21 protein-coding genes and 1 other annotated feature are annotated in these 24,737 nt (G+C 47.6%); of the genes, 14 read left to right on the top strand and 7 right to left on the bottom strand.

Annotation, left to right across the window (positions count from 1 at the left end; genetic code table 11):
* Window positions 1-11: 11 nt before the first annotated feature.
* Window positions 12-395: a VOC family protein gene (locus FHS16_RS11270; RefSeq protein WP_183561978.1), complete on the bottom strand. Its 384-nt coding sequence runs from the start codon at window positions 393-395 to the stop codon at window positions 12-14.
* 221 nt (window positions 396-616) lie between these two features.
* On the opposite strand from FHS16_RS11270, the gene FHS16_RS11265 reads away from it, so the two are divergent.
* The gene (locus FHS16_RS11265; protein WP_183561976.1) at window positions 617-1,576 is read left to right on the top strand and encodes an aldo/keto reductase; all 960 of its coding nucleotides are present in this window, start codon (window positions 617-619) and stop codon (window positions 1,574-1,576) included.
* Window positions 1,577-1,632: 56 nt separating this feature from the next.
* Here FHS16_RS11265 and FHS16_RS11260 read toward each other — a convergent pair whose 3' ends face one another.
* Window positions 1,633-4,707 carry a penicillin-binding protein 1A gene (locus FHS16_RS11260; RefSeq protein WP_183561974.1) on the bottom strand — a complete coding sequence of 1,025 codons (3,075 nt, stop codon included), beginning with the start codon at window positions 4,705-4,707 and terminating at the stop codon, window positions 1,633-1,635.
* Window positions 4,708-4,829: 122 nt separating this feature from the next.
* Window positions 4,830-5,121, top strand: a binding site (T-box leader).
* A gap of 57 nt (window positions 5,122-5,178) precedes the next feature.
* On the opposite strand from FHS16_RS11260, the gene tyrS reads away from it, so the two are divergent.
* From tyrS to floT, 3 genes are all read left to right on the top strand, one after another.
* The gene (gene tyrS / locus FHS16_RS11255) at window positions 5,179-6,432 is read left to right on the top strand and encodes a tyrosine--tRNA ligase (RefSeq protein WP_183562160.1); all 1,254 of its coding nucleotides are present in this window, start codon (window positions 5,179-5,181) and stop codon (window positions 6,430-6,432) included.
* Window positions 6,433-6,563: 131 nt separating this feature from the next.
* Entirely contained in the window at window positions 6,564-7,106 is a 543-nt protein-coding gene (locus tag FHS16_RS11250) for an NfeD family membrane protein (protein ID WP_183561972.1), read from the top strand.
* Window positions 7,107-7,118: 12 nt separating this feature from the next.
* On the top strand, window positions 7,119-8,648 hold the full coding sequence (gene floT / locus FHS16_RS11245; RefSeq protein WP_183561969.1) for a flotillin lipid rafts scaffold protein FloT: 1,530 nt from the start codon (window positions 7,119-7,121) through the stop codon (window positions 8,646-8,648).
* Between the two features lie 42 nt (window positions 8,649-8,690).
* Here the strand turns inward: floT and rpsD are convergent, their stop codons facing one another.
* Entirely contained in the window at window positions 8,691-9,293 is a 603-nt protein-coding gene (rpsD, locus tag FHS16_RS11240; RefSeq protein WP_183561967.1) for a 30S ribosomal protein S4, read from the bottom strand.
* Between the two features lie 362 nt (window positions 9,294-9,655).
* Here rpsD and FHS16_RS11235 point away from each other — a divergent pair, with 362 nt between their 5' ends.
* The 5 genes from FHS16_RS11235 to FHS16_RS11215 all read left to right on the top strand — a co-directional run bounded on the left by FHS16_RS11235 (window position 9,656) and on the right by FHS16_RS11215 (window position 14,439).
* The gene (locus FHS16_RS11235) at window positions 9,656-11,599 is read left to right on the top strand and encodes a sensor domain-containing diguanylate cyclase (protein ID WP_183561964.1); all 1,944 of its coding nucleotides are present in this window, start codon (window positions 9,656-9,658) and stop codon (window positions 11,597-11,599) included.
* Window positions 11,600-11,734: 135 nt separating this feature from the next.
* Complete coding sequence (locus FHS16_RS11230; RefSeq protein WP_183561962.1) at window positions 11,735-12,469, top strand: hypothetical protein; 735 nt, start codon at window positions 11,735-11,737, stop codon at window positions 12,467-12,469.
* 48 nt (window positions 12,470-12,517) lie between these two features.
* Entirely contained in the window at window positions 12,518-13,633 is a 1,116-nt protein-coding gene (locus tag FHS16_RS11225) for an aminopeptidase (protein ID WP_183561960.1), read from the top strand.
* Between the two features lie 138 nt (window positions 13,634-13,771).
* On the top strand, window positions 13,772-14,014 hold the full coding sequence (locus FHS16_RS11220) for an HPr family phosphocarrier protein (RefSeq protein WP_183561958.1): 243 nt from the start codon (window positions 13,772-13,774) through the stop codon (window positions 14,012-14,014).
* A gap of 137 nt (window positions 14,015-14,151) precedes the next feature.
* Complete coding sequence (locus tag FHS16_RS11215; RefSeq protein WP_183561955.1) at window positions 14,152-14,439, top strand: Fpa/YlaN family protein; 288 nt, start codon at window positions 14,152-14,154, stop codon at window positions 14,437-14,439.
* A gap of 48 nt (window positions 14,440-14,487) precedes the next feature.
* On the opposite strand, the gene cax is transcribed toward FHS16_RS11215, so the two are convergent.
* Window positions 14,488-15,546, bottom strand: a complete 1,059-nt coding sequence (cax, locus tag FHS16_RS11210) for a calcium/proton exchanger (protein ID WP_183561953.1) — start codon at window positions 15,544-15,546, stop codon at window positions 14,488-14,490.
* A gap of 205 nt (window positions 15,547-15,751) precedes the next feature.
* Here cax and FHS16_RS11205 point away from each other — a divergent pair, with 205 nt between their 5' ends.
* Window positions 15,752-16,135, top strand: coding sequence for an Asp23/Gls24 family envelope stress response protein (locus tag FHS16_RS11205; RefSeq protein WP_138751706.1), 384 nt, complete (start codon window positions 15,752-15,754; stop codon window positions 16,133-16,135).
* A 37-nt stretch (window positions 16,136-16,172) separates the two neighbouring features.
* Here FHS16_RS11205 and ftsW read toward each other — a convergent pair whose 3' ends face one another.
* Together ftsW and FHS16_RS11195 are read right to left on the bottom strand one after the other, a co-directional pair.
* Window positions 16,173-17,372, bottom strand: a complete 1,200-nt coding sequence (gene ftsW / locus FHS16_RS11200) for a putative lipid II flippase FtsW (protein WP_183561951.1) — start codon at window positions 17,370-17,372, stop codon at window positions 16,173-16,175.
* A gap of 10 nt (window positions 17,373-17,382) precedes the next feature.
* Window positions 17,383-17,727: a YugN family protein gene (locus FHS16_RS11195; RefSeq protein WP_183561949.1), complete on the bottom strand. Its 345-nt coding sequence runs from the start codon at window positions 17,725-17,727 to the stop codon at window positions 17,383-17,385.
* 341 nt (window positions 17,728-18,068) lie between these two features.
* On the opposite strand from FHS16_RS11195, the gene FHS16_RS11190 reads away from it, so the two are divergent.
* Entirely contained in the window at window positions 18,069-19,265 is a 1,197-nt protein-coding gene (locus FHS16_RS11190) for a M20 family metallopeptidase (RefSeq protein ID WP_312890846.1), read from the top strand.
* Window positions 19,266-19,432: 167 nt separating this feature from the next.
* Here FHS16_RS11190 and FHS16_RS11185 read toward each other — a convergent pair whose 3' ends face one another.
* Window positions 19,433-20,281 carry a thermonuclease family protein gene (locus tag FHS16_RS11185; protein WP_183561946.1) on the bottom strand — a complete coding sequence of 283 codons (849 nt, stop codon included), beginning with the start codon at window positions 20,279-20,281 and terminating at the stop codon, window positions 19,433-19,435.
* 167 nt (window positions 20,282-20,448) lie between these two features.
* Here FHS16_RS11185 and FHS16_RS11180 point away from each other — a divergent pair, with 167 nt between their 5' ends.
* The 3 genes from FHS16_RS11180 (at window position 20,449) to FHS16_RS11170 (ending at window position 24,726) form a co-directional block, all read left to right on the top strand.
* Window positions 20,449-22,152, top strand: a complete 1,704-nt coding sequence (locus FHS16_RS11180) for a DNA repair helicase XPB (protein WP_183561944.1) — start codon at window positions 20,449-20,451, stop codon at window positions 22,150-22,152.
* A complete protein-coding gene (locus tag FHS16_RS11175; protein ID WP_183561942.1) occupies window positions 22,149-24,161 on the top strand; it encodes a helicase-associated domain-containing protein in 2,013 nt (670 codons plus the stop codon). Before FHS16_RS11180 ends, FHS16_RS11175 begins: the two co-directional genes overlap by 4 nt.
* A gap of 70 nt (window positions 24,162-24,231) precedes the next feature.
* Entirely contained in the window at window positions 24,232-24,726 is a 495-nt protein-coding gene (locus FHS16_RS11170; RefSeq protein WP_183561940.1) for a YlbF/YmcA family competence regulator, read from the top strand.
* The last annotated feature ends 11 nt before the right edge of the window (window positions 24,727-24,737 follow it).

Raw genomic sequence — 24,737 nt, 5'->3', positions numbered from 1 at the left:
ATCACTATGTATTAACGCTGAAATAATTCAACCCATTCACCCTCTGGCCCGCTTATAAAAAAATATTGATACCCATTAGGCAAGGTTGTAATCTCATTGTCAATGAAGTTTACTTCTAGCTGCTTCAATCGGCTGAATTCCGCACGGACATCTTCAACTGCAACTGCAAAATGATGAACCTTGCCTTCTGTAGGAAGCTTGTCATTATAGCCTGCTATCAGCTCCAGCTCGGTTTCTTCGGAATGCCCAAAACCTAAAAATGCAAGTTCAATAATGCCGTTCGAATGCGGTACTCGTCCTCTGAGCTCGAATCCGATGATTTCAGTATAAAAACGTATCGCACTCTCCATATCTTTCACCATAACGCCAATATGGTCGATTCTTTTTTTCGTCATAAGCATGGGTCCCCCTCAAGTGTATTTAGCTAAGAAATCGTTTCAATAATCAAACTATATCTTAAGGAGCGAGCCAACTAATGTCAAGTAGACTTTATCGGATACGTGAAACCGCCCAGAAATGAATTTGTAAAAAATGGGTTGACCTTCAGGGGTAGGGAATTATAATTATGTTAGTTCCGAGTAAACGGGTAGGAATTATTGTATAAGGAGGCTGCTTCGTGCAAACGAGAAATTTAGGCAATAGTGATCTAAATCCGTCCATATTGGGCTTTGGTGCTTGGGCTGCGGGAAGAACAGGCTGGGGTGATGTTGATGATAGCGAGACGGAGGCTGCGATCCGACAAGCGTTTGATTTGGGCATAACCTTTTATGATACAGCCCCTGTATACGGTCACGGACACTCAGAAGAGCTGCTTGGCAGAGTGCTTAAGCCCATACGGCAGCATATCATTCTAGCAACCAAAACAGGGCTCGTATGGAATGATCAGGGACAATGGAGCGTTAATGTAACAAAGGCGAATATCATTCGTGAAGCCGAGGAAAGTCTGAAGCGGCTGAACACGGATTATATTGATCTTTATCAGGTTAATTGGCCCGACCCATCGGGTAAAACACCGGTAGAGGAGACCTTTGATGCTTTGAATCAATTGGTTGCAGACGCGAAAATCAGATATATCGGTGTGTCGAATTTCAGTGTACAGCAGCTTGTAGCCGCACAATCCGTAAGTTCGATTGTGTCGCTGCAGCAGCCATATAATTTGTTTCAACGGGATGTAGAGCATGCATCGCTGCCTTATACGAAGCAACAAAACATTGGCTTTATACCTTACAGCCCACTCGCGCAAGGGCTGTTGGCAGGGAAGTTCAATTATTTAACGAGATTGCCAAAAACGGATGTACGCGCACAGCTGAATCCCTTATACTCGGAAAAACAATTTATTAAAAACCTCGTTATTATCGAGACCTTTACGGGGATTGCCCGTTCGCTAGGAAAGCCAATAAATGAAGTTGCGATCAACTGGCTATTGTACCGTAAAGAAATATCTAGTGTAATCACAGGTGTAAGAACTCCTAAGCAAATAAAGGAGAATGCCGCAGCAGCGAAATGGTCCTTATCTCGAGAAGACTATGAGCAAATCAGCAGGTTATTCGAAACAGACTCATCCTACGTGATCTAACCGTTCAAAGTGCCAAATAGATAGAAAAACAGCAGCCAACAAGTGGCTGCTGTTTTCTATTTCACATTTTGATAGGTGGATGGTCCAGACTCGCCTTTTGCATTCTCAGCAGTGACGAAGAAAGAGCCGGTAACTAGCGGTGCGACGTACTCAAAGCTTGTTTCTGACGTAGAGCCGATTCTTGTATACTTGCTGTCGCTATTTGGACTGTAATATACATGATATTGCGTAATTTGATCCGAAACACTGTTAGCTGCCCAGCTTAAGCTGACGCTTAGATCGGATTTCACGGCCTGGAGTCCCGTCGGAACGGATGGAGCAGAAATGGCATCCGGATCGTTCACAGGAGGCGTATCCCCGCCGCCAGTATCCCCGCCAACAGGAGGCGGGGTAACGACAGTGGTGCCATAATTAACAAGCGGACTAGGTGCAGATTCCTTGCCTGCTACATCAACGGAAGTGACATAGAAGGTATAGCTTTGCGAGCTTGAACTGTAAAGCTTCATACGCTTCTCGGAGCCTGCAATAATAGAGCTTCCTTCCTTCTGGTAAGCGCCTTGGTTAACCGATTTGTAAACGCGGTAACCAACGACATCCTTTGCACTGCTTTCGCTGAATGTCAGGATAAGTGCTCCACCTGTTGATTGCAGCTTGACGCTAGAAGGCGGTGATGGAGCCGCACCGTCATCGACCCGTGGATCAGGCTTAGAAGGGGCGTTGTTCTCTGCATCAGCAGGCAAATAGACTCCCATCGGTCTTCGGCTCTTTGCAGGCAATTTGGCTTGTGCGGCTCTGATTTCATCCATCAGGGCATCAAGCGGCTTTTTGCGTTTAATAACGATTTGTTCTTTCACAAACTCGCTTGGCGTGGCTGGATTAGGTACATAATTGACGCCTTCGTACGTAATATAGGCCATTTTCACCAATGCATCATCTGTTTTCTTCGGTATATCCTTTTTATTGAACCAATCGGTTACCAGCATCCCGGCTTCCTTTGTCAATTGGCTAGGGAGCAACCCGCTTGCACTCGATACCGTTGCCTTGACGATACCTGTCGGACGCTCGAACTTGTCAGTTGCGAAAACCTCTGGTTTTTTCTCTGCCATTTCATTCATGATTAACGCCCAAATGGAGCGGGCACGAGCCTTACCATTCTCAGTCAATGAGTTGATTTGTTCCTCGTAACCGGCCCATACCCCTAATGTGATGTCAGGAGAGAAGCCCATGAACCATACGTCTCCGTAGCTTTGCGTCGATCCGGTTTTACCCGCGATTGGAATTTCGCCATACTTCTTGAACTGTGATTTCAACTTGTTAGCGGAGCCGCTTTTGCTTGAAATAACGGTCGAGAGCATGTCGGTCATCAAAAATGCGCTTTGCTCCGAGAATACACGTTTCGGCTCTTGTTTATGTTCAAATACGATTTTACCGTTGGCATCTGTAATTCGAGAAATCATATAAGAATCGTTGAATACGCCTTTGTTAGGAATAGAACCGTAAGCGTTCGTAAGTTCCTCGACGGATACTCCGATGCTTAATCCTCCAATTACACCTGTCTGTGCGTAGGAATCCTCTGGCTGCAGTGTGGTGATTCCGAGCTTTTTGACAAATGCCCATGCATTTTCGATTTTAACTTCCTCGTTAAAAATCTTCAACGCCGGCAAATTCAATGAACGGTTAAGCGCGTCACGCGCAGTGACGAGACCGGCGAATTTGCGGTTAACGTTCATTGGAATATGAAAGCCTTTCTGACCATCTTTAAGGACCAAAGGCGCATCATCAATGATGCTTGCTGGCTGTATGATTCCCATTTCGATGGCAGGCAGGTAAGCAGCCAACGTTTTCATGGTTGATCCAGGCTGTCTGGTCATTTGAGTCGCGTAGTTCAACTGCTCCTCGTAGAAGTCACGGCCTTCTAGCATGCCAACTATTGCGCCGGTCTTGTGGTCCAACATGATTGCTGCGATCTGTTCAAGCCCTTTTTCTTCGCTATAAGGCGTGAAATTCTCGTCATTCGTGCCTATTTCGCGCATAAGCTGATAAATTTCTTTGTCAATCGTAGTATAGACATGGTACCCGCCGCGCAGCAGATGATCGCGCGCTTCCTCGATGAGCGGTGCGTTTTCTTTTTTGCGCAGGTCCGCTTTCGTTAATGTAGGGTCTTGCTGCATGAGCATCGTTTCAGCGGCTTGCCGCTCAGCTTCGAGCATAAGGTAAGGGTAAGTCGTATAGGCCTTCTCAGATGGTTTGGCTAGCGTCTTCTTAATGTCGAACTTAAGAGCCTCATCGTATTCCTGCTGGGTGATGCGACCCGTTTCGAACATACGCATCAAAACCGTTTTTTGCCGACCCAAGGCAAGTTCAAAGCCACCTTGATTGAATTGGCCTTTCCCTGTAAAAGCAGTATAAGCAGAAGGCCTTTGCGGAAGGCCGGCCAGGTAAGCAGATTGCGCGATATTCAACTGGTTTAAATCCGATATATTGAAGATGCCTTTGGCGGCAGCTTTTATTCCGAATAGATTGTATCCGGTCGAACCATTGCCGAATGGCACCTTGTTGAGGTAAGCCGCTAATATTTCTTCCTTCGTCAAGTAACGCTCCATACGCAAAGCCAAAAAGATTTCTTTGATTTTACGGCTGTCCGTTTTGTCCAAGCTTAGGAATACGCGGCGTGCAACCTGCTGGGTCAGCGTGCTCCCGCCTGTCTGAATATCCTCGTTGAGCAGCTTCTGCTTCACTGCGCGTCCAAGTCCGTTGATGTCTACGCCTTTGTGCTTCTCGAAATTATTGTCTTCAATACCGAGTACGGCATTGATTACCTGCGGCGGTAAATCATCGTATGTAATAATCATCCGGTCCTCAGACGTTCTTAATTGTCCGACAAGTGATTCATCATTGAAATAGACGAATCCGGTAATTGCATTTTCGCTCATCTTTTCTTCAATAACAGTACGTGGGCGTACTTCTTCATTTTTCACGAGTGCTGCAACATACCCGGTCAATGCGCCTCCTGCAAGCAAACCAATGAATATCCCGAAATATACGATCCATTTGACTGTTATAAAAGTTACGATTCCGAAAGTACGCCATCCGCTTCTTTTGGTTGGCGCTTGTTGACGATCCTCTTGCATTCTTTTGACTCCTCCTCCAAATAGCACACCTATTATAACATAAATCACCAAAGTAACGCATTTTTTAACAACATTGACTTCCCGAAGTTGCTGTGGTATAAATTCTAATAAAGTTTGATACAAACAAAGCTTTGAAGGGCATCAGTAGACAGCGAATCGTATTTGCAGAGAGCCGGTGGGTGGTGTAAACCGGTATGCGCCGCATGTTGAATTACCGCCTGGAGCAAAGCGAAGGAACCGGAACGGATGACAAGCGCGTATAGATCTCCTTGAGATTTAACCGCTATTGACCGGCCGCAGTAGTTCGCTTCGGAGACCGTCTCCGTTATCAACAACGAAGTGAGAGTACATCGTTATGAATAATTTGTACTCTAACGAGGGTGGTACCGCGAGCTAATCCTTCTCGTCCCTTGGGGCTGGAAGGATTTTTTATGTCTATATAGACGCATACGAGGGAGGAAAAGTTGTATGGTGAAATGGGAAAGTTTATCGCAGGACCAGCAAGCAGAGGTGGAACGCCAGCTTGCCGTTATTAGCCGCGGAGTCGTAGAGATCGTTCCGTTAGACGAGTTGAGGAATAAAATAGCGAATGCGGTCGTTACAGGCATACCTTTGAAAGTGAAGCTCGGCCTTGATCCGTCCGCACCGGATATTCATATTGGACATACGGTTGTGCTTCACAAGCTGCGGCAGTTTCAGGAATTCGGACATCAAATCCAGCTATTGATCGGTGATTTCACTGGAAGAATCGGAGACCCTACCGGCAAGTCTGAAACACGGAAGCAGCTTAGCGAGGAGGATGTTAAGCGCAACGCGGAAACGTACCAGAAACAAATCTACAAAATTTTGGATCCGGAAAAAACGAAGCTTTATTACAATTCGGAATGGCTCTCGCCTTTAAACTTTGCAGATGTGGTGAACTTGGCTGCGAAAGTAACGGTCGCACGTGTGATGGAGCGCGATGATTTCACGAAACGCTATACGTCCGGGCAACCGATCAGCATCCATGAATTTTTTTACCCGCTAATGCAGGGCTATGATTCGGTTGCACTTGAATCCGATGTGGAGCTGGGAGGGACGGATCAGACCTTCAATCTGTTGATGGGCAGAACATTGCAGAAGGAATACAACAAACCAACGCAGGTTGTTATTACGACGCCATTGATTGAGGGGCTTGACGGCGTTAACAAAATGAGCAAAAGCTTAGGCAATTACATCGGTATCGACGAGGAGCCTAATCAAATCTACGGGAAATCGATGTCTATTCCCGATGAGCTCATGTTTAAATACTATGAGCTTGCCACTGACTTATCGAATGGCGAGATTGAGTCGTTAAGAAAAGGCTTGGCTGAAGGGACTTTGCATCCTCGGGATGTTAAAATGCAGCTTGCTGCAACCTTTGTTGGCATGTATCACGGTGAGACAGCTGCGAAAGCGGCAGAAAACCACTTTATTACTGTATTTCAGCAGCGTGCTCTGCCAGAAGATATTGAAGAAGTCGTGCTTTCAAACGATGATCTGACCAACGGTCAAATTCGTATCATAAAGCTGTTAACCGTACTTGGGCTGCAGCCTACCAGCAGTGAGGCCAGGAGAAGCGTACAGCAAGGAGCCGTTCGCATTAACGAAGAAAAGGTGACGGATATCCTTACTGACGTAGCGCCGAAGGATGGAGATGTGCTCCAAGTAGGAAAGCGTAAATTCGCAAAAATTAAAATATTATAATCGTTCTATTAAAGCTTGTTGAATCGATAACATTCAACAAGCTTTATTTTTTTGGAAACATTTTGGTGTTTTTCGCGTAATAAATAACGGAAGCATTAACAGGTTTTGGATGATACGAAAGGGGGAAAAGGTTGGAGACGCTATTTTTGTCCTGTCTTGTCGGAGGAATTCTATATGCACTCGTAAGCGTCGTATTTGGGGATTGGCTCGGTCAGGCTTTTGACGGTGCGCTCGATTTCTTATCGCTGGACGGTCATTCATGGCTGTCGCCAACTGCGCTTGTAGGGAGCATAACGGTTTTCGGCGGTGCTGGACTTATGCTACAGCGATATACTGGGTTTGGCTCGGCAGCAATCGTAACGGTTGCCATACTTACTGCCATTATCGTAGGGATGGGCATGTTTTTTCTTTACATTAAGCCGATGGAACAAAGTGAAAATTCCATTGCGTTCTCACGAGATGGAATGTCGGGCATGCTCGGTGAAGTATTGGTTCCGATTCCGGCAAATGGTTATGGAGAGGTCCTCGTCAAGGTAGGTGCTGGCTTCACTAATCAAACCGCTGCAAGTTTTGATGGTGTAGAGATTCCGGGCGGTTCCAGGATTGTTGTTGTGGAAGTAAAGGACAGCACTCTTTTTGTATCCGAAATCCATTTGCCATCATTCAAAAGCTAAAGGGGAGATTCCATGTCAGATGTTTTCATTATACCCGCTATTGTTGTTGGAGTACTTGTTGTCTTAGGTCTTGCGTTCTGGGCTCGCTACAAGACGGTAAGCCCGGATGAGGCAATGCTCGTTACCGGATCGTTTCTTGGGACGCGCAATGCGAGCACGGACGAGTCGGGCCGGAAAGTGAAAATCATACGAGGCGGCGGCGCTTTTATACTGCCCATATTCCAAAAGGCTGAATTTTTGTCTCTTTTGTCACATAAGCTTGACGTATCAACACCAGAGGTTTATACAGAGCAAGGCGTACCGGTCATGGCTGACGGCGTAGCCATTATAAAAATTGGCGGTGCTGTCGAAGATGTCGCAACAGCGGCGGAGCAATTCCTTGGAAAACCGACCGAAGCTCTCAAAGGTGAGGCGCAAGAGGTTCTAGAAGGGCATTTGCGTGCCATACTAGGCTCCATGACCGTTGAAGAGGTTTACCGCAACCGCGATAAGTTCGCCCAAGAAGTACAGGGTGTTGCAGCTAAGGATTTAAAGAAAATGGGACTGCAAATCGTCTCCTTCACGATCAAAGATTTGCGGGATAAGCATGGCTACTTAGACGCGTTAGGTAAACCGAGAATTGCTGCAGTCAAGCGTGATGCCGAAATTGCGGAAGCTGAAGCGGTCAGGGATGCAAGAATTCAGAAAGCGCTCGCTGCCGAAGCCGGACAGAAGGCCGAACTTGTGCGCGATACTAATATTGCGGAAGCAGAAAAAGAGAAAGAAATGAAGGTCGCTTCCTTTAAAAGGGATCAGGATACAGCGAAGGCAGAGGCGGATCAGGCGTATTCGATCCAAGAAGCCCGCGCAAAGCAAAGCGTCGTAGAGGAACAAATGAAAGTAGAGCTCGTTCGCAAAGAGCGGGAGATCGATTTGGAAGGCAAAGAGATTTTACGCCGCGAGAAACAATATGATGCTGAGGTTAAGAAAAAAGCCGATGCAGACAGGTATGCAGTAGAGCAAGCAGCAGAAGCTAATAAAGCAAAGCTGTTACGAGAAGCCGATGCGGTTCAATACCGAATTGAAGCTGAAGCCAAGGCGCATGCAGCTCAGAAGCGATTGGACGGCTTGGCGGTTGCCGAAGCGGAGAGAGCCAAAGGAACGGCAGAAGCCGACGTTATACGTCTGCGCGGATTAGCGGAAGCGGAGGCGAAGGAGAAGCTGGCAGAAGCCTTCGAGAAGTTCGGAGAGGCTGCTGTGCTCGATATTATCGTAAAAATGCTGCCTGAGCTTGCAGGCAAGGTCGCGGAGCCAATTAGCAATATCGATAAGCTGACTGTAGTCGACACTGGAAACGGTGAAGGTGCGGCAAGGCTTAGCAATTACGTGACTTCATTAATGTCCACGGCGCCAGAAATGCTGAAAAGCGTATCCGGCATTGATGTGAATGCTTTAATAAAAGGTTTGACCTCGAAAGCTGTACAATCATCGGCAAGTCTAAGTCGGCCTGCAGATATCGCGCCAGCCCAGATAGCTCCAAAGCTGCCAGATCAATCGGTATAGAAAAAAAACCTTGAACCGGTGGGTTCAAGGTTTTTTTGTTTATTAACGGCTGTAGAATTCGACGATTTGTTTCTCGTCGATATCTTGGGAAAGCTCACCGCGGTCAGGCAGACGAAGGAATTTACCTTCCAATGCTTGATCGTTGAACTCCAAGTAGTTCGGAAGGTGATGACGGCCTTCCATAGCTTCTTTAATTGTTCTAAGGCTGCGGCTGCGTTCACGCAAGCCAATTACATCGCCGATCGAAACGCTATAAGAAGCGATATCCACTTTCTTGCCGTTTACTGTTACGTGACCGTGGGAAACCAACTGACGAGCACCTGCGCGGGAGTTGGAAAGGCCAAGACGGTAAACGAGGTTGTCAAGACGGCTTTCAAGGAGGCCCATGAAGTTTTCACCGGCTTTACCTTTCATTTTAGCCGCTTTGTCAAACAAGTTGCGGAATTGTTTTTCGTTCAAGCCGTACATGTGACGAAGCTTTTGTTTCTCTTGCAATTGAACGCCATAACCGCTCATTTTTTTGCGTTGGTTAGGGCCGTGTTGACCTGGTGGAAATGCGCGTTTTGCAAGTTCTTTACCTGTGCCGCTCAAAGAGATTCCAAGGCGACGGCTTAGTTTAAATTTAGGTCCTGTATAACGTGACATACGTAATATTAACTCCTTCATCAAATAAATTTGTGAATGGGGTTGTGTTTCGCCGAATACGTTCATCGTCCGAGCATGCTCGTCCCTGTGAGGCTAGTCAGCCGCTGGCCTACAGTGAACGTATTTCATGAGGGTGACACAAAACCGTACGCCCATCTATTCATCAATAAATAATATATGAAATATATAGGTGTTGTCAAGGTTTGTACATGAATTTTAATGTTGTAAAAAGCACATCGAAAGTCCTATTTTTCGAACACTTTGTAGTGCAAATTTCTTAAGGATGGAGTATGATGGTTGTATTATGAAGCGTAAATGGGAAGCTCATCACCTTGATTGACTGATGGAAGGGTTGGGGCTGCATGGTTGATCAAATAAATAGCAATTTTGCATATCGCAATAGATCAGCAATTGAAGATACGTCTGCGGAAATACAATCAGTCTGGTTTATGCATGAAGATATCAGCGATGCGGACGAGCCATTATTGGCCCCCTTGTTCAGGGAAAGCTTTGCGCAGTGGCTGATTGAAGCTGCTGGACAGGCATTGTTCGGAGCGGGGCAATTTCTTCTTTTCAATAAAGAAGCAGCAATCGTTGCCGGCTCTGGCAAGCAATTGACTGAGGCGGCCGAAACGGCGGAGGGAACTCTCGCTTCCATTATACGAGATGCGATCAGCACCGGAATTGTAACAATGAATGAATCAGAGGTTGGATATGTGGCGGCAATGCCTTTAACCAGGCGTAAGGATGGCGCTGTTTTTTGTGTTCTTGCTTACCTTTCGAAAGGCGACACTAAGGAGAAGCTCGAGCTGCTGCACCAGTGCGGCTTGCACTTCCGCAGTTGTTTTTACCATAAGTTCGAGCAAATCTACGTGAAAGATTTGCTGCTTCAGCAGCAGCGCTCGGAGCAGGATGCCAAAAGAAAAGATGCTTTGTTTCAGGCGGCGAAGCGACTTTACGATCAAATAGATGTGGCATCCGTGCTTTCGGAGCTGCTGCGAAGCTTGGAGCAGCTGTATCCGAGCTCCGAGGTGCACTTGTACTTGTCGCAGGACCACTTGAATGGCGATGCTCGTGTTAAACCGCTCGTTTTCAAAAACGCAGAACATGATCTGGTTGCAAAAGCATTTCTAAATGGTAAATCAGTTACGGAGCATGATCGTGACGGTACGTTGCGGCTTGCCGTACCAATGACCGGCAAGCAGGCAGCATATGGCGTATTGTGCATGTCGATTGGTCCTGGCCTTTGGGATGAGGCAGATCTTCCTGCATTTTTGCTGCTGGCGGATACTTCCGGCTCTGCCTTCGAGAACGCCAAGTTGTACGAGCAGTCAAATTTGCTCATCAATGAACTTCGGCTCATTAACGAGCTAACGAAGCGTTTAAATCAGTCGCTGAGACTAAAAGAAATATTTCAATTTGCGACTAGTGAGCTTTTGACCATATTCGATGCGGATTATTGCTGCGTGTTGCAACTGAACAAAGATAAAAATCAGTTTATTGTTATGTCGAGCAATTTCCCGGCACTTACAAGCGAACAGTTTTCGCCTGATTACGGTTTTTGCGGCATGGTTTACCGAACGAAGGAGCCATTGATCATATCCGATTATTGGCATACGCGGGTCGTAACCTCCAAGCTCATGGACAACACGGGCTCAAGGTCGCTAATCGCTTCGCCGATTATGGTAGAGGGAGAGGTTGTCGGTGTCATCCTGGTGACGCATAAGGCACCGAACTTCTTCTCTTACGACAACTATAAGCTTCTTCAAGTAATGAGCACGCACATCGGACTTGCTGTCACAAACGCTTCCTTGCATGCCGAAGTACGCAGAATGGTGATTACCGACAATCTGACAGGTCTGCATGCTCGGCATTACCTCAATGAACAAATTCAGAATAAGCAGCGGAAGGACCCGTTTGGGTCGTTAATTCTGGTGGACATTGATTTGTTTAAACGCGTCAATGATACGTACGGGCATCAGGTTGGCGATCGAATTCTAATCCAGGTAAGCGATATAATAAGAAGTTCGATAAGGCAAGGCGACATCGCAGCGCGTTGGGGCGGTGAGGAGCTTGCGGTTTATTTGCCGGGCATAAGATCGGAGCAGGCGTATCGTATCGCTGAACGGATCAGGCAGCATGTCGAGCAAGAAACAGATCCCGTCGTAACCGTATCCTGCGGTGTGTCGGAATGGACGTTCGAGGACGAGAAAATTAGCGTCGAATCATTGTTTTATCGTGCTGATATGGCGCTTTACGAAGCGAAGCATAATGGCCGCAACTGTATTTTCGTAGGACAAAGCTAACGGAGCACGCTATAAAGTTAAATCGAGTGGGGGATGCCGAAGCAGGCATCCTCTTTCTTTTTGACCAATTAGGAATAAGGAGCTTGACGAAAAGGGAGGATATTACCGAATAGCTGGTGTGGGAGGTGCTAATAGATGCAAAGGCAGGCTGCAGGAGCGGCTTTAATATTTTTGATAAGCGTGAGTTTCATGACGGGCTGCAGCAGCACAGGCAAGCAGAGAACGCCTGAAGAGTGGCTGTCTTTATCCTACTCTGGACTGGCAGCAACCGATCAATACGCATTTACAGGCTCGATGAGCATCAAGACGGACGAGGGAATAGCATTCAAACCCGAAATATTCGATGGAAAGGTTGTGGATCACCAACAATTAACGCTGCAGACGAGCAGTACAGATCCGCTTCATTGGAATCCGGTACAGGTGCTGGAAGCACTGAATCAAAGCAATGAGGAGGTGCGAATAGCGGACGACAATACAGATCCAGATATGGTGAAGCTCGTCATTAAGGAATCTGCGCATCTGTCCAAAGAAAGATGGCAGCAGCGGCTGCTTCAGCAGGTAGATCAGCTTGGCGCAAATAGGCCAGCCAAGGAACAGCCATATTTTCAGAAATGGTCGAAGGTGCTGAGCAGCTCTCGCGAGGAGCTGGAAGCTATGCTTGATACGCTGGAGGCGTCCACGGAATATGAGCTGGTCATAGACAGGGATCGGCTGCTGCCGCTTAAGATGGAGGAAGAGACTCTCTTCCGTTACAAGCATAAAGGGCATCCTTTCTCTGAATCCCGCCACACGACCGTTCGTTTTCAATCATTTAACGGGGATTCGAGCGATACTGTTCAGCATAAACGAAAACATGTTACGATAGATTAACTCTGAACTAAGGATTCAGTGGAAAGTATGAAGGAGAGGTAATGCCAAATGCGCGACCCAAGATTGCAAAAGCTAGCTCGGAATTTAGTCGAATATTCCATCGATGTTCAACCAGGAGAGAATGTCCTGCTGGATATGATCGGCACGGACCGGGAGCTTACTAAATGTCTAATTGAAGAAGTGGCGGCGCGAGGCGGCAGACCGTTTGTTGAGACGAGCGACCGTTCCGTTCTACGCACTTTGCTAAAGCATGCCACAAAGGAGCAAATGGAGCTTTGGTCCAAGCTGGACGTTGAGCGGATGAAAAATATGCAGGGCTATATCGCGGTACGTGCTGGAGATAATGCAAATGAGCTCGCCGGTATTCCCGATGCCAATATGCGTCTATATGATCAAATTTATCGCAACCCCGTGCATTCGGAGCAGCGAGTCAAAAAAACGAAATGGGTCGTATTGCGTTATCCCAATCCGTCAATGGCTCAGCTTGCCAATATGAGCACGGAAGCGTTTGAAGATTTTTATTTTGACGTTTGCAATTTAGACTATGCCAAAATGGATAAGGCTATGGACCCGCTTAAAGCATTAATGGATAAAACGGATCGAGTTAGAATCGTATCGCCAGGCACGGATTTAAGCTTCTCTATCAAAGGAATCGGCGCCAAAAAGTGCTCAGGCCACCGCAATATTCCCGATGGAGAGGTCTTCTCAGCACCGGTACGCGATTCGGTTCAAGGCCGTATTACATATAACGCGCCTAGCGTGTATTCCGGCGTAACGTTTCAAAATGTTTCCTTCACGTTTGAAAACGGGAAAATCGTAAAAGCAGAAAGCAATGATTCGCTACGTCTGAATGAGATTCTAGACATGGATGAGGGCGCGAGATATATTGGAGAATTTGCAATTGGTTTTAATCCTCACATCCTGCATCCGATGAATGACATTTTGTTCGACGAGAAAATTGCAGGCAGTTTTCATTTTACACCGGGACAAGCCTATGAAGAGACAGACAACGGGAATCGCTCTGCTGTCCACTGGGATCTCGTACTTATTCAACGCCCAGAATATGGGGGTGGGGAAATTTATTTCGATGATGTTCTTATTCGGAAGGACGGAATATTCGTAGTTCCCGAGCTTTTGGGATTAAATGCGGAAAATTTAAAATAAACAGCGGTTCTGTCATCGGTTTCCTATGTAATAAATGGAAAATAAAGCGTTTTTCATTTTACCTCTTGCTGGATACTTCTTTTCAGGTTATCATGGTGACAAAGGTAAGCTTTACTAATTTAACTGGAGGGATCTCCCATGTCCAACAATGCAGCTATCGTAGAAATTTCCCAAACGGCTAGCCAATTCACTTCATCCATCGTTCTGCAAGCCGAGAGCAAATATATCGATGTAAAAAGCATCCTCGGATTATTCACAACATTAGTAGGCGGCCATGCATACGAATTGCATGTACACGGTCCAGATGCTGAAGAAGCAAAGACAGCAATGGCCAACGTATTTGCCAAGCATAACCTAAACGTTAACGTAATTACGGATTAGTAGGATTATTAAGTTATTGAATAAGCGCTCCTTCACTATTGAAGGGGCGCTTTTCTGTTTTGACCTTGTATAATCCCTCTATTTCGTCTAATATAAAGGTATAGAAGACGGCGGATACGCGCATAGGGGGGAAAACGATGTCTTCACCGGAAATTACGGTACAATTGCATGAGAAAGCGCTTCGTCTCCTTCAGGAAGATGCGAGTAAAATAGAAAAGCTAATCGAAGTCCAGATGGAAAATTTGACTACACGTCAATGCCCGCTGTACGAAGAAGTGCTAGATACGCAAATGTATGGATTCTCGCGAGAGGTCGACTTTGCTGTTCGTGCCGGACTTATTGCAGAGATGGCCGGCAAAGAAATCGTAAGCAGGCTGGAGCGAAATTTGGCTATGTTATACGAAGCATTGGAAAAAAAAGAGTAGCATCCTAACGGAGGCTACTTTTTTTATTCTAATCTTTCGAACGATTGGTTAAACGAGGTAAAAGGCGATTCCGAGTATGATGTAAACCATTATGAGCAGCACGCCTTCATACCAGTTTGTTTGCCCGTCACGCGAGACGGATTTGGCAATGAATACCGATACGCCGATAGCGGTTAATTCAATAGGCGTAAAGACGATATCCATCGTGTTGCCGAACAAAGCACTTATAAGGATGAGCACCGGAGCAACAAACAACGCGATCTGCAAGCTGCTTCCAATGGCGATTTCCACCGCTGCGCCGATCTTGTTTTTCATGGCCAAGATAACAGCCGCGCTGTGCTCTGCAGCATTACCGACGATAGCAATGACAAATGCCCCTATAAACAGTTCAGACAGCCCAAATTGCGCGCTGAATGCATCGAGCGTATGAACGAGCCACTCACTCACGAAAGCGACCATAACCGTTGCTAGGAGGAGGAAGAAAATAGACTTCCCTTTGGACCAAGCCGGCTTCTCGCCATGATCCGCGTTCATAACCTCGTCTGCAAGCATATCCTTGTGCGTAACCATAGAGAATACGAGCCACAGAATATAAGATACGATGAGTATGCCGGCTACAGCCAGGCTTAGGAACTGATCCTTATCGAAGGTGAACTTTTCAGACACGACGAATACGGCAGGTACAAAAAGACCGATGACCGCCATAATCATAAGCGTGGAATTGTGATCCGCAAGTCTGCTGTTGAAACGCTGCTCCTTGTATTTCAACCCGCCAAGCAAGATGCTAAGTCCGAGAACAAGCAAGAGGTTTCCGATAATCGCACCGGTCAAGCTGGCTTTTACCATAGCGAATTGCTGTTCCTTTATTAGAAATATGGCGATAATGAGCTCGGCAGCGTTGCCGAAGGTGGCATTCAAAAAACCGCCAAGTCTCTGACCCGCATAATGAGCGACGCTCTCCGTAGCTTTCCCCAGAAAGCCTGCCACGAAGATAATGGCAATTGCAGAAATGATGAACTGTGCCGTGTTGTTGAAATGGGCAAAATGACCAATCGCGCTCAGCAGGAACATCGCAATAAGCCCAGAAAAAAACAATTTTTGATTCAACCCAATCACCTCTTTTTTGATATGCTAAAAACCTGATAATACTATAGCGGAAATGACCATTCATGTAAACTTTACCATTCTGCTCATTTTTGAAACCATAATCGGATGAAGCACCGTTTCACAAAAGCTTTTTATGACTCCGCTTTGCTGTGATATTGTCCGTCTGCTATAATAAGCCTATATGGCAAAATGAGGAGTGAGTCACATGACCGAAGAACTTCAAACAGGTCTTATCCGAATTTCTGATGATGTAGTAGCAACGATAGCTGGACTCGCAGCACTTGAAACACCGGGCATAGCGGCTATGTCAGGCGGCATTTCCGAAGGACTCGCTAAACGCTTGAGCGGCAAAAACGTGCAGAAGGGCGTATCTGTCGAGGTAGGGACGACAGAGGCGGCTATCGATCTTCGTATTATTGTCCATTATGGAATTCCCATTCAAGAGGTTTGCCGTCAGCTTCAGCTGAACGTACGCGAATCGGTTGAGAATATGACAGGTCTGCATGTGGTAGAAGTGAATGTGAAAGTGGAAGGCGTGGCCTTCAAAGAGGAAGAAATCGATGAAGTTCAGCAGCAGCGCCTGAAATAGCCGATTTGAACGTGCATCCACAACAAAAAGGACCTCTCTATAACGAAGAGGTCCTTTTAGTTGTGGACGGCACGCGGCGGTTATTGCCCGTACTCGTGCTTTTACTGTCTGCCTTGTTCGATTCCCTGGATACGCTTAACAATACGCCCATGCACATGAGGCAAATAAGCAGCGATGAGCCGCCGTAGCTTATGAATGGAAGCGTAACGCCCGTCATAGGAATGGCTTTCGTAACGCCGCCAATATTAATAAACGCTTGAATTGCAAATAGGCCAACAATACCGACGCCAACGATCGTGCCATACTGGTCGGGGCAGCGCAGCGCGACGATAAGACCGCGCCACAAAAACAATAAGTAGAATAGCAGAAACAATGTGCTACCAATAAAGCCGAATTCTTCGCCGATGATGGAAAAGATGAAATCGTTGTATGCATACTTTAAATAATGCAGCTTCTGGACGCTTTCACCGAAGCCTGCCCCGGTTAACCCACCATGTCCAAGTGCTTGCAGCGACGCAACCATTTGCCATCCAGAGCCTAACGGATCGGCAAGCGGATCGGTAAAGGCAGTGAATCGGTCGATTCTGTACTGCCAGCTTTTAGGTTTTATAGCCATCCAGATGCTAACGATAACGGCGCCCAGTACGGCAATTACCGTGCCGGATAAGAAGATATGCTTTAAGTTCGCGCCGCCTGCCAATATCATAATGCCGGCACATGATGCGATCACGAGGCAAGAACCTAAGTCCGGCTGCAACATAATCAGCATGCATATGAAACCAACGATGACGATGACGGGCAAAAGCCCTTTTTTGAAATCGCGGAACTTTTCATCCTTTTTGGAGATCAATGCGCCTAGATACAGAATGAGCGCGAGCTTAGCAGCCTCAGTCGGTTGAATACCGACTGAACCGATGTTGAACCAGCTGCGCGCGCCATTAACGGATTGACTAAAAGGAACGATCATCAGCAAAATGATAACCGGAATAAACAACAGCATAAATGATTTCTTAAACACCTGGTAACGCAGATTCATCATGAAAAGCATCATGAATGTACCGAGGCCAGCCCATATGAACTGGCGCTTAATAAAGTACAGTGAATCATCATACGATACCTTTGCTACGCCGGAGCTTGCGCTGAACACCATGACAAGCCCGAAGCCAACGAGCAGAAGGGTTAAAATGAGAAGCAGAAAGTCCGGTCTTCCACGGCTACCGTTCTGCGTGGCTTTCATGTGCCCGCCGTTACGCTAGCAGTTGCTTCAATTGCTGAAGTCGTTGTGTTGCCGTGTTCATGATCGGCTGAGGCACCGGAGACTCATATTCAAGACCATGCGGGAAAGTAGAGCGGCCGATGTAGACGGATTCAATAATCAACACGGCATGAGGCGATTCAAGCTTACCTTCGATTGCGCGAGTAGTAATTCTCAAGTAATAATCGGAACCGCTGGCGCGATCCTCTAGTTTCAAGTCGTATGTAGCGCGATAATATTCCCACTGCCAACGGACAAAGCCAACCTTTTCAGCGGATTCGTCTAAGTGGTCAAGTTCGCTTTTAACACCGTTTAATCCGGTATTTTCAATAATCATGGTAGTTCCTCCCAAAGGTTTTGTGAAGCAAAACTGACTTTGCAAGCATATGCTTCCATTTCAAAAGACAGAGTTGTACATTCTTTTCTCATGATAGTATGTTTCCCCAGCAAGCGCAACCCTTACTCCCTCCGCTTCGGCTTGCCAAAAGTGACATTTTGAAGAAAAGTAACATTCCCGGTGATTCGAAAGCGCTCATGCTTCCTAATAATGCCGATCTTCTGTTAAACTAGCTGTATGGATATCTTACACTTGGAAGCATGATCCTGTGAGGGTGGTGACGTGACAGGGTAGGGGCAAGGCAGCAATGTCGTTTCAAAAATGGTAAGGGGGTTTGCGATTTGCAGACAGAGGATATCGTAGATCTAGAGTTAGAGAAGCTGTTGCCTACTATGATTAAATGGCGCAGGCATTTGCATCAATATCCCGAGCTTTCTTTTCATGAGCGGGTAACTTCAAGCTGGATTGCCAGCCAAATGAAAGAGCTTGGCATTGAGGTTCAGACAGGTGTTGGCGGTCATGGCCTTATTGCAGTCATAAAAGGCGAAAAGCCAGGACCGGTTATCGCGTTGAGGGCTGATATCGATGCGCTGCCGATACAAGACGAGAAAAAGTGCGAATATGCTTCAAAGGTACCGAACGTGATGCACGCGTGCGGACATGACGCGCATACAGCCACGATGCTGGCCATCGCGACGTATTTCGCATCTAATCGTTCCAATATAATCGGGGAGCGCAGGCTGCTGTTCCAGCCAGCCGAAGAGGTAACGCCTGGCGGAGCAAAACCAATGATTGAGGATGGAGCGCTGGACGGCGCAGATGTGATTTACGGCGTCCATCTGTGGACGCCGCTTGCGCATGGATTAATTGCGTCAAAGCCGGGTCCTTTTATGGCTGCTGCTGATGAGTTCGTCATCGAAATTATCGGACAAGGCGGTCATGGCGGCTTGCCTCATCAAGCTGTAGACGCCATTCTGGTCGGAACAAGCCTCGTACAGGCGGTACAATCGATCGTCAGTCGTAATGTCAATCCACTACATCCTGCAGTCGTGACTATCGGTTCCTTTCAAGCCGGCTCGACCAATAATGTCATTGCGGAGCGCTGCAGGCTTAAAGGAACGGTTCGATCCTTCGATGATAAGACGAGATGGATGATTCATGACCGGCTTGAATCGATTGTCAAGCATGTTTGCCGAATGCATGGCGCGGAATACGAGTATCACATGCGAGTTGGATACCCGCCTGTTGTCAATGACGACAGGGAGGCTGAGCGCTTCTTTAAGGTCGGTGAGCGGTTGTTTGGCGAGGCGGCGGTCGTTCGTTCCGAGGCGATCACCGTTGCGGAGGATTTCTCCTATTACCTTGAAAAGGTGCCGGGATGCTTTATGTTCGTAGGAGCGGGCAACGAGAGCTGCGGCGCTACCTATGCCCATCACCATCCCAAGTTCGATATCGACGAGAGGGCAATGAAGCGTGCAGCCAGACTGTTGATCGGATTGGCGGAGGATTACGCGAACAGCATGGAAATGAATGTTTAACCAAAAAAGGCTGCCGGAGGCGTGTATACACACCATTCGGCAGTCTTTTTGTATATAAGAATTTATATGTTTTCACCTATAAATATGCTTATATATCTCCGCGAAACGACTGCTTTTGCCACAGACGACGGCGACAGCCGTTTACGCTTGTTGGTTATGCTATGAAGCTAATTATCCTCCCATACGGACACGAGCTCATTATATTGATTGTACAGCTCCGCTGGATCGGATTGCTTATTATTCCAAATATTTGTGGCTCCCCACTGAAGCAAGTCGTATTCGGACGGGCTTAAAACGTCTGCAGAGGTAATGACAACGGTCTGCTTCGCCTCTAGCAAATAAGCACCGAAGGGATACGTTTGGTTGCCGCGCACACTGACGAGCTTCCACCCGTTCATTTGAATGTCATCGCTGGTTGTATTGGTTATGGTAACAAGTTCGGCTTGTTTGTCCACCTCGACAATGACTCCGCTTCTTGCTGCCTTTTTGACAGGGAATTCTGTATGTGCAATCTCGGATGAGCTGCTCCAAATTCCCTTTTTGTTTTGCTTGGCTTGCTGCTCCAGCTGCTTGTATGCGTTTTCCATCTTGACATTAGGTTCAACGATGAGGACCTTTGCGAGTCCGCTTTCCAGCAACAGTTCATTTAAAATGCGGCCATCCTTAAGCTCAACAACTGCAAGTGTACGCTCGAAGCGGTCCTTCTGCTCTTTGTCGAAGGTTAGCTTAATCTCCTGCGATTCGGATAGGAGATCCTTTGTAAATGCTGAAGCCTCAAGGCCAAAAGCTTCAGGCTCGTTGTTCGGCGTATGTGTTTCCGGTGTATCCACATACAGCAATCGAATCGTCGTTTCTTCGGAGCCTGCTTGGATCTTGAAGGTATCACCATCTATAAAGTCAGTTACTTGATACCAATGATTCACTTGAACAGCATTCGAGGAAATGCCGGAAATGGCCGAGCAACCGGCTAGCGGCATGCAAATGAGCATGAGGAGAATGATTATAATTCTTTTCATAGATGTTACCTCCAGCCCGATTTGCGGTGAATATAAGAACTTCTTATTTACTATAACACATTTCGCCGTATAATATAGCGCTCACGAGGCAGTGAATCGAGCATAAAAAAGTGTTAATTTTTGCATACTAGGATGAGGAGAGCTATGTTCAGAGGAGGAAGACTAGGATGCAGGAATCTAACGATAAGCCGTTAATTGTCCAATCGGATCTCATGGTGCTGCTTGATGAGCGGAAACCTGATGCCCAAAAAGCCAGAGAGAAGCTCGTCCTCTTTATGGATGCTGTTCGCAGGTCTGGTGATATTCATACTTATCAAATGACCCCATTAACGCTTTGGAATGCAGCGTCTGCCGGGATGGAGGCCGAGGGCATCGTAAGTTTCCTTACGACTTACAGCAGATTCGGACTGCCCTATCAAGCGGAATCATTGATTCGGCGCCTGATGGGCAGGTACGGCAAGCTTTGGTTGTCTAACGATTCGGGAAAGCTCGTGCTGCAAGGCGACATGGCGATTATGAATGAGCTGTACCAGCATGCCTCTATCGTGCCGCTTATTAAGGAGCCTTTGTCTGATGGACGATGGCTGCTAGTTGAGTATTGTCGAGGGACGCTGAAGCAGGAGCTGACGCGCCTTGGGTACCCGGTCATAGATTTGGCTGGTTATCATGCCGGTGAGGAGCTCGTGGTTCAGCTTAGGGAGCGCACGCTTGGCGACAGGAGATTTGATATTAGGGACTACCAGCAGGCTGCCGTAGAGCAGTTCTACAAAGAAGGAACCGTTCAGGGCGGGAGCGGCGTTATTGTTCTGCCCTGCGGGGCTGGCAAAACGATAGTTGGAATTGCAGCTCTGGCCCGCTTAGGGAGAGCGACGCTCATTCTTACTTCCAATTCGACCTCGGTGAAACAGTGGAAGGACGAGCTGCTGGATAAAACGTCCTTGCAGGATGCTGAGGTTGGTCAATATGGGGGAATGCTGAAACAGGTTCGGCCGGTTACCATTGCGACTTATCAAATATTGACACACCGCAAATCAAAGGAAATGCCCTTTACTCATATGAAGCTGTTCACCGAACGCGATTGGGGGCTCATTATTTACGACGAGGTACATCTGCTTCCGGCGCCCGTGTTCCGTATGACTGCGGATATACAAGCGACCAGAAGGCTTGGGCTGACCGCAACGCTTGTGCGTGAGGACGGTTGCGCGGAGGATGTTTATTCTCTAATTGGGCCCAAACAATATGATATGCAATGGAAAACGGCTGAAGCAGCGTCTCACATCGCTGCAGTGGCGTGTACGGAAATAAGGGTGCCTTTGCACAGGAGATCAACTGCAGCATATGCACAAGCAAGCGCGAGATCCAAGCTGCGTCTGGCGGCCGAGAATCCGGCTAAATTTTCGATTGTTGAGCAGCTGCTAAGGGAGCATGCGGGTAAACCTACCCTTATCATTGGACAATATTTAAATCAGCTTCATGCGTTATCGGCTAAGCTTGGTGTACCTTTGCTTACCGGAGAAGTCCCGCAACAGGAGCGCCAGCTGCTCTATGACCGATTCAGAGCGGGGGAGCTCCCTGTGCTTATTGTGTCTAAGATCGCTAACTTTGCCGTAGATTTGCCTGATGCTTCCGTAGCGATTCAGCTTTCGGGAAGTTTTGGCTCTAGGCAGGAGGAGGCACAAAGGATTGGAAGGCTGCTGCGTCCAAAAGCAGGAATGAATAAAGCATGGTTTTTCACGCTTGTAACAGACGAGACAAAAGAGATGGAATTCGCTATGAAACGGCAGCTGTTTATGCTGGAGCAGGGCTATCCCTATGAACGGCTGCTCTATCCGGAAATGATAGACACGCATGAGGAGGCAGCCGCCCAATGAGGATGAAGCAGCTATTATCCAAGCTTTCCCCTGATCGGCTGGAAGGATATCTTCAAACGCCGGTGTGGATAGAAGCAAGACATAAGGGCATCGCATGGCAGATAGCAGCGGTTAGTCAAGAAGCCATTCAAGAAGCAACTGGAAGACTGACAGATTACGGGTTAGAGGTTATCAAGCTCTTTGTCCGCCAATATGCAGCAGTTCCTGTGGAACGGGAGCAGCTCGTCAAAATGCTGCGCGCAGGCACCTCGTTATCCGGTGCGGAATGTCAGCTGGGCATTAGCGAGCTTGAGGAAGCGGGCATCCTATTGTCTGTTAAGAAAGTATGGGGTGAGAGCCACTATTTTATGGCGGCAGAATGTTTCACGGTCTGGCAGACGGTTTTATTTCCTTATAAGCCGCAGCCGCTGAGCACGGAGGAAAAGGAGCGATTAGTTGATGGCAGCATGTATGCCTATCGACGACCATTCTGCATTCAGCTGCTCGGTGCTTTCGCTGAGCTTGGAAGAAGCGGATTAGGTCTTACTGTACAGGGCGTGCTGCCTAAGAAGATAGTGGCCAAGCTGGAGCAGACCGTATCCATTGAAGAACGTGCGCTTGCCGCTTTTCAGCTGAAATGGGCACATCCGGATGCATATCCGCTTCCAGTTGCCTTCCTTTTGCAGGCAGGCGCCGCGTTAGACTTATTATCCATCGAAAACGGCAGCATGAACTGGAATACCGGTAAGCTTCGGCAATGGTTTGAGCTGAGCAGGGCATCTCGCGAAGGCCAGCTGATGAATTGGTGCATAGAGCTGCTGCTCCCTGCAGGAGGAGGGAGTGCTAATTGCGCCGCAGCCATGCTGGATTTGCAGCCAGGGGTATGGTACTCGAATTTGAGTTTGGACAGATGGCTTGCGGGGAGCGAGCTTGCGCCGGCGTCGGTAGAATGGTGCAAGCTATGGCACAGCTTGGGGTGGCTTGACGTTGTGGAAAGCCGGCGATCGAACGGCACCGAGCTGTTTTTCCGCTGGAAGGAAGAAGCACCTTTGCGATTTCACCAATTGGAGCAAACTTTAGAAGACGAAGCATGCTTGTCCGTACTGCCGAGCGGTGAAATCATAGCTGACCCAGAATGCTCATTCAAGGTCAGGTGGGAGCTTGAACTTATCGCAGAAAAAAAATCAGAGGAGCAGGCAGCGGTTTACCGGCTTGAAGCGGCATCCATTGCGCGAGCAGTAGAGCGAGGCAGGACGCGCGCGTCCATTCAGCGTTTTCTTGAAGCGGCTTCAGGCGGGGGGAAATTACCTCCTACCGTTGAAGCATTGCTCGAAACCTGGTCTAGCCGAGCAGGCCGTACGGGTTTCGCCGAGGTTTTGCTGCTTCGATGCGAGGACGAGCAGGTTGCGGAACATCTTTCAAACGATAGGCAATTGGCTCCATTTCTAAAGCAAAAGCTTGGATTAAAGGATTTTATCGTGGAGCAATCTCAATTGAGCGAACTCAGGCGTCTGCTTCAAAAGGCGGGCTACCCGGCGCGCAAAGCATTGATATCCGAGAAGGGTCAAGATGCGGGATTGCAAGCTTACCCTGCTTTTACGGAGGATCTGGAGCATGATCCAGAAGGTGGCTATTCTTTGGCAGAAGAACGATACGATGAAGCAACGTTATTTATATATGAGCCGTATCCGCTTCATCATTTTGAGCTTAACGCTCATCTGGAGAAAGAATCGCTGCACGCTTGGTCACAGCTGGACAGAGTCCCAGCCATGTGGACCAAGCAGCTGCGCGCATATCATCACTCTACTAGAAGGGAACTTATTGAACAGGCGCTGCAATGGCAAACGCCGATCCAACTGCGCATGGACCGAGGACTGTGTGCCTTTGTCCCTGAGAAGCTTGAACAGCAAGGCAATGAATGGGCAGTTATAGGCTTGCTGAGAGACGAGCCAAGAGAGTCTGTTCGGTTGACACCGGACATGTGGGAAGAAATGAGGCTGCTTATACCTGGTCAGGAAAGCCCAATATAATTTCTATCTATTGGTTAAGTGGTTATGATATGATAGTGTAGAATGTAGTGAAATGAAATGAGGTGGACGAATGCCAACTGCTGAAGGTTTAACGGCTATTCAGTTGGAGCAACCGCAAGGCGGCGTTACTTCTCTCGATATGGCATCGCTGCTGCTTTGCGCCTATGAGCTTGGAGATTGGATCAATCAATCGGCGGAAGTTGCCGAGTATTTATATTGGAAGACCGCTGTAAACGAAGACGAGCAAGTCAAGCAGGTTACGAGACGCTTCGCTAAAGCGAAAGAGCTCTTTGTCGAGTGTGAGCGTTTTGGGCGCTTTCATCCTGATTATAACGAAGCCAAGGATAAAGTGAAGCTAATTGAACGCGAGCTCAGTGAAATTGAGAGCGTTCGCCGCTTCAAGGCTGCCGAGCAGGTCGTAGATGAAATGCTGTATGAGGTTTCCCGTACGATCGCAGAGTCGGTGTCGGACAATATAAAGGTCCCTGGCAATGAAAAAGCTGGCGGCGGCGGAAGCTGCGGCAGCGGTGGTTCTTGCAGCTGCGGCAGTGGCGGCTGCAGCTAATTTCCAAGCAT

It is taken from the genome of Paenibacillus endophyticus (assembly GCF_014192395.1).
Lineage (GTDB): Bacteria > Bacillota > Bacilli > Paenibacillales > Paenibacillaceae > Pristimantibacillus > Pristimantibacillus endophyticus.
Note: the sequence above shows the minus strand (reverse complement) of the source record. Positions and strands in the feature narration are given on the sequence as shown.

What these genes read in the sequence shown, in the direction of transcription:
- FHS16_RS11220 (WP_183561958.1), top strand. Translation starts at nt 13,772, where the DNA reads ATGTCCAACAATGCAGCTATCGTAGAAATTTCCCAAACGGCTAGCCAA.
- rpsD (WP_183561967.1), bottom strand. Translation starts at nt 9,293, where the DNA reads ATGTCACGTTATACAGGACCTAAATTTAAACTAAGCCGTCGCCTTGGA.
- FHS16_RS11260 (WP_183561974.1), bottom strand. Translation starts at nt 4,707, where the DNA reads ATGCAAGAGGATCGTCAACAAGCGCCAACCAAAAGAAGCGGATGGCGT.
- floT (WP_183561969.1), top strand. Translation starts at nt 7,119, where the DNA reads ATGTCAGATGTTTTCATTATACCCGCTATTGTTGTTGGAGTACTTGTT.
- FHS16_RS11270 (WP_183561978.1), bottom strand. Translation starts at nt 395, where the DNA reads ATGACGAAAAAAAGAATCGACCATATTGGCGTTATGGTGAAAGATATG.
- FHS16_RS11175 (WP_183561942.1), top strand. Translation starts at nt 22,149, where the DNA reads ATGAGGATGAAGCAGCTATTATCCAAGCTTTCCCCTGATCGGCTGGAA.
- FHS16_RS11185 (WP_183561946.1), bottom strand. Translation starts at nt 20,281, where the DNA reads ATGAAAAGAATTATAATCATTCTCCTCATGCTCATTTGCATGCCGCTA.
- FHS16_RS11235 (WP_183561964.1), top strand. Translation starts at nt 9,656, where the DNA reads ATGGTTGATCAAATAAATAGCAATTTTGCATATCGCAATAGATCAGCA.
- FHS16_RS11205 (WP_138751706.1), top strand. Translation starts at nt 15,752, where the DNA reads ATGACCGAAGAACTTCAAACAGGTCTTATCCGAATTTCTGATGATGTA.
- FHS16_RS11215 (WP_183561955.1), top strand. Translation starts at nt 14,152, where the DNA reads ATGTCTTCACCGGAAATTACGGTACAATTGCATGAGAAAGCGCTTCGT.
- FHS16_RS11180 (WP_183561944.1), top strand. Translation starts at nt 20,449, where the DNA reads ATGCAGGAATCTAACGATAAGCCGTTAATTGTCCAATCGGATCTCATG.
- FHS16_RS11225 (WP_183561960.1), top strand. Translation starts at nt 12,518, where the DNA reads ATGCGCGACCCAAGATTGCAAAAGCTAGCTCGGAATTTAGTCGAATAT.
- FHS16_RS11230 (WP_183561962.1), top strand. Translation starts at nt 11,735, where the DNA reads ATGCAAAGGCAGGCTGCAGGAGCGGCTTTAATATTTTTGATAAGCGTG.
- FHS16_RS11195 (WP_183561949.1), bottom strand. Translation starts at nt 17,727, where the DNA reads ATGATTATTGAAAATACCGGATTAAACGGTGTTAAAAGCGAACTTGAC.
- FHS16_RS11170 (WP_183561940.1), top strand. Translation starts at nt 24,232, where the DNA reads ATGCCAACTGCTGAAGGTTTAACGGCTATTCAGTTGGAGCAACCGCAA.
- ftsW (WP_183561951.1), bottom strand. Translation starts at nt 17,372, where the DNA reads ATGAAAGCCACGCAGAACGGTAGCCGTGGAAGACCGGACTTTCTGCTT.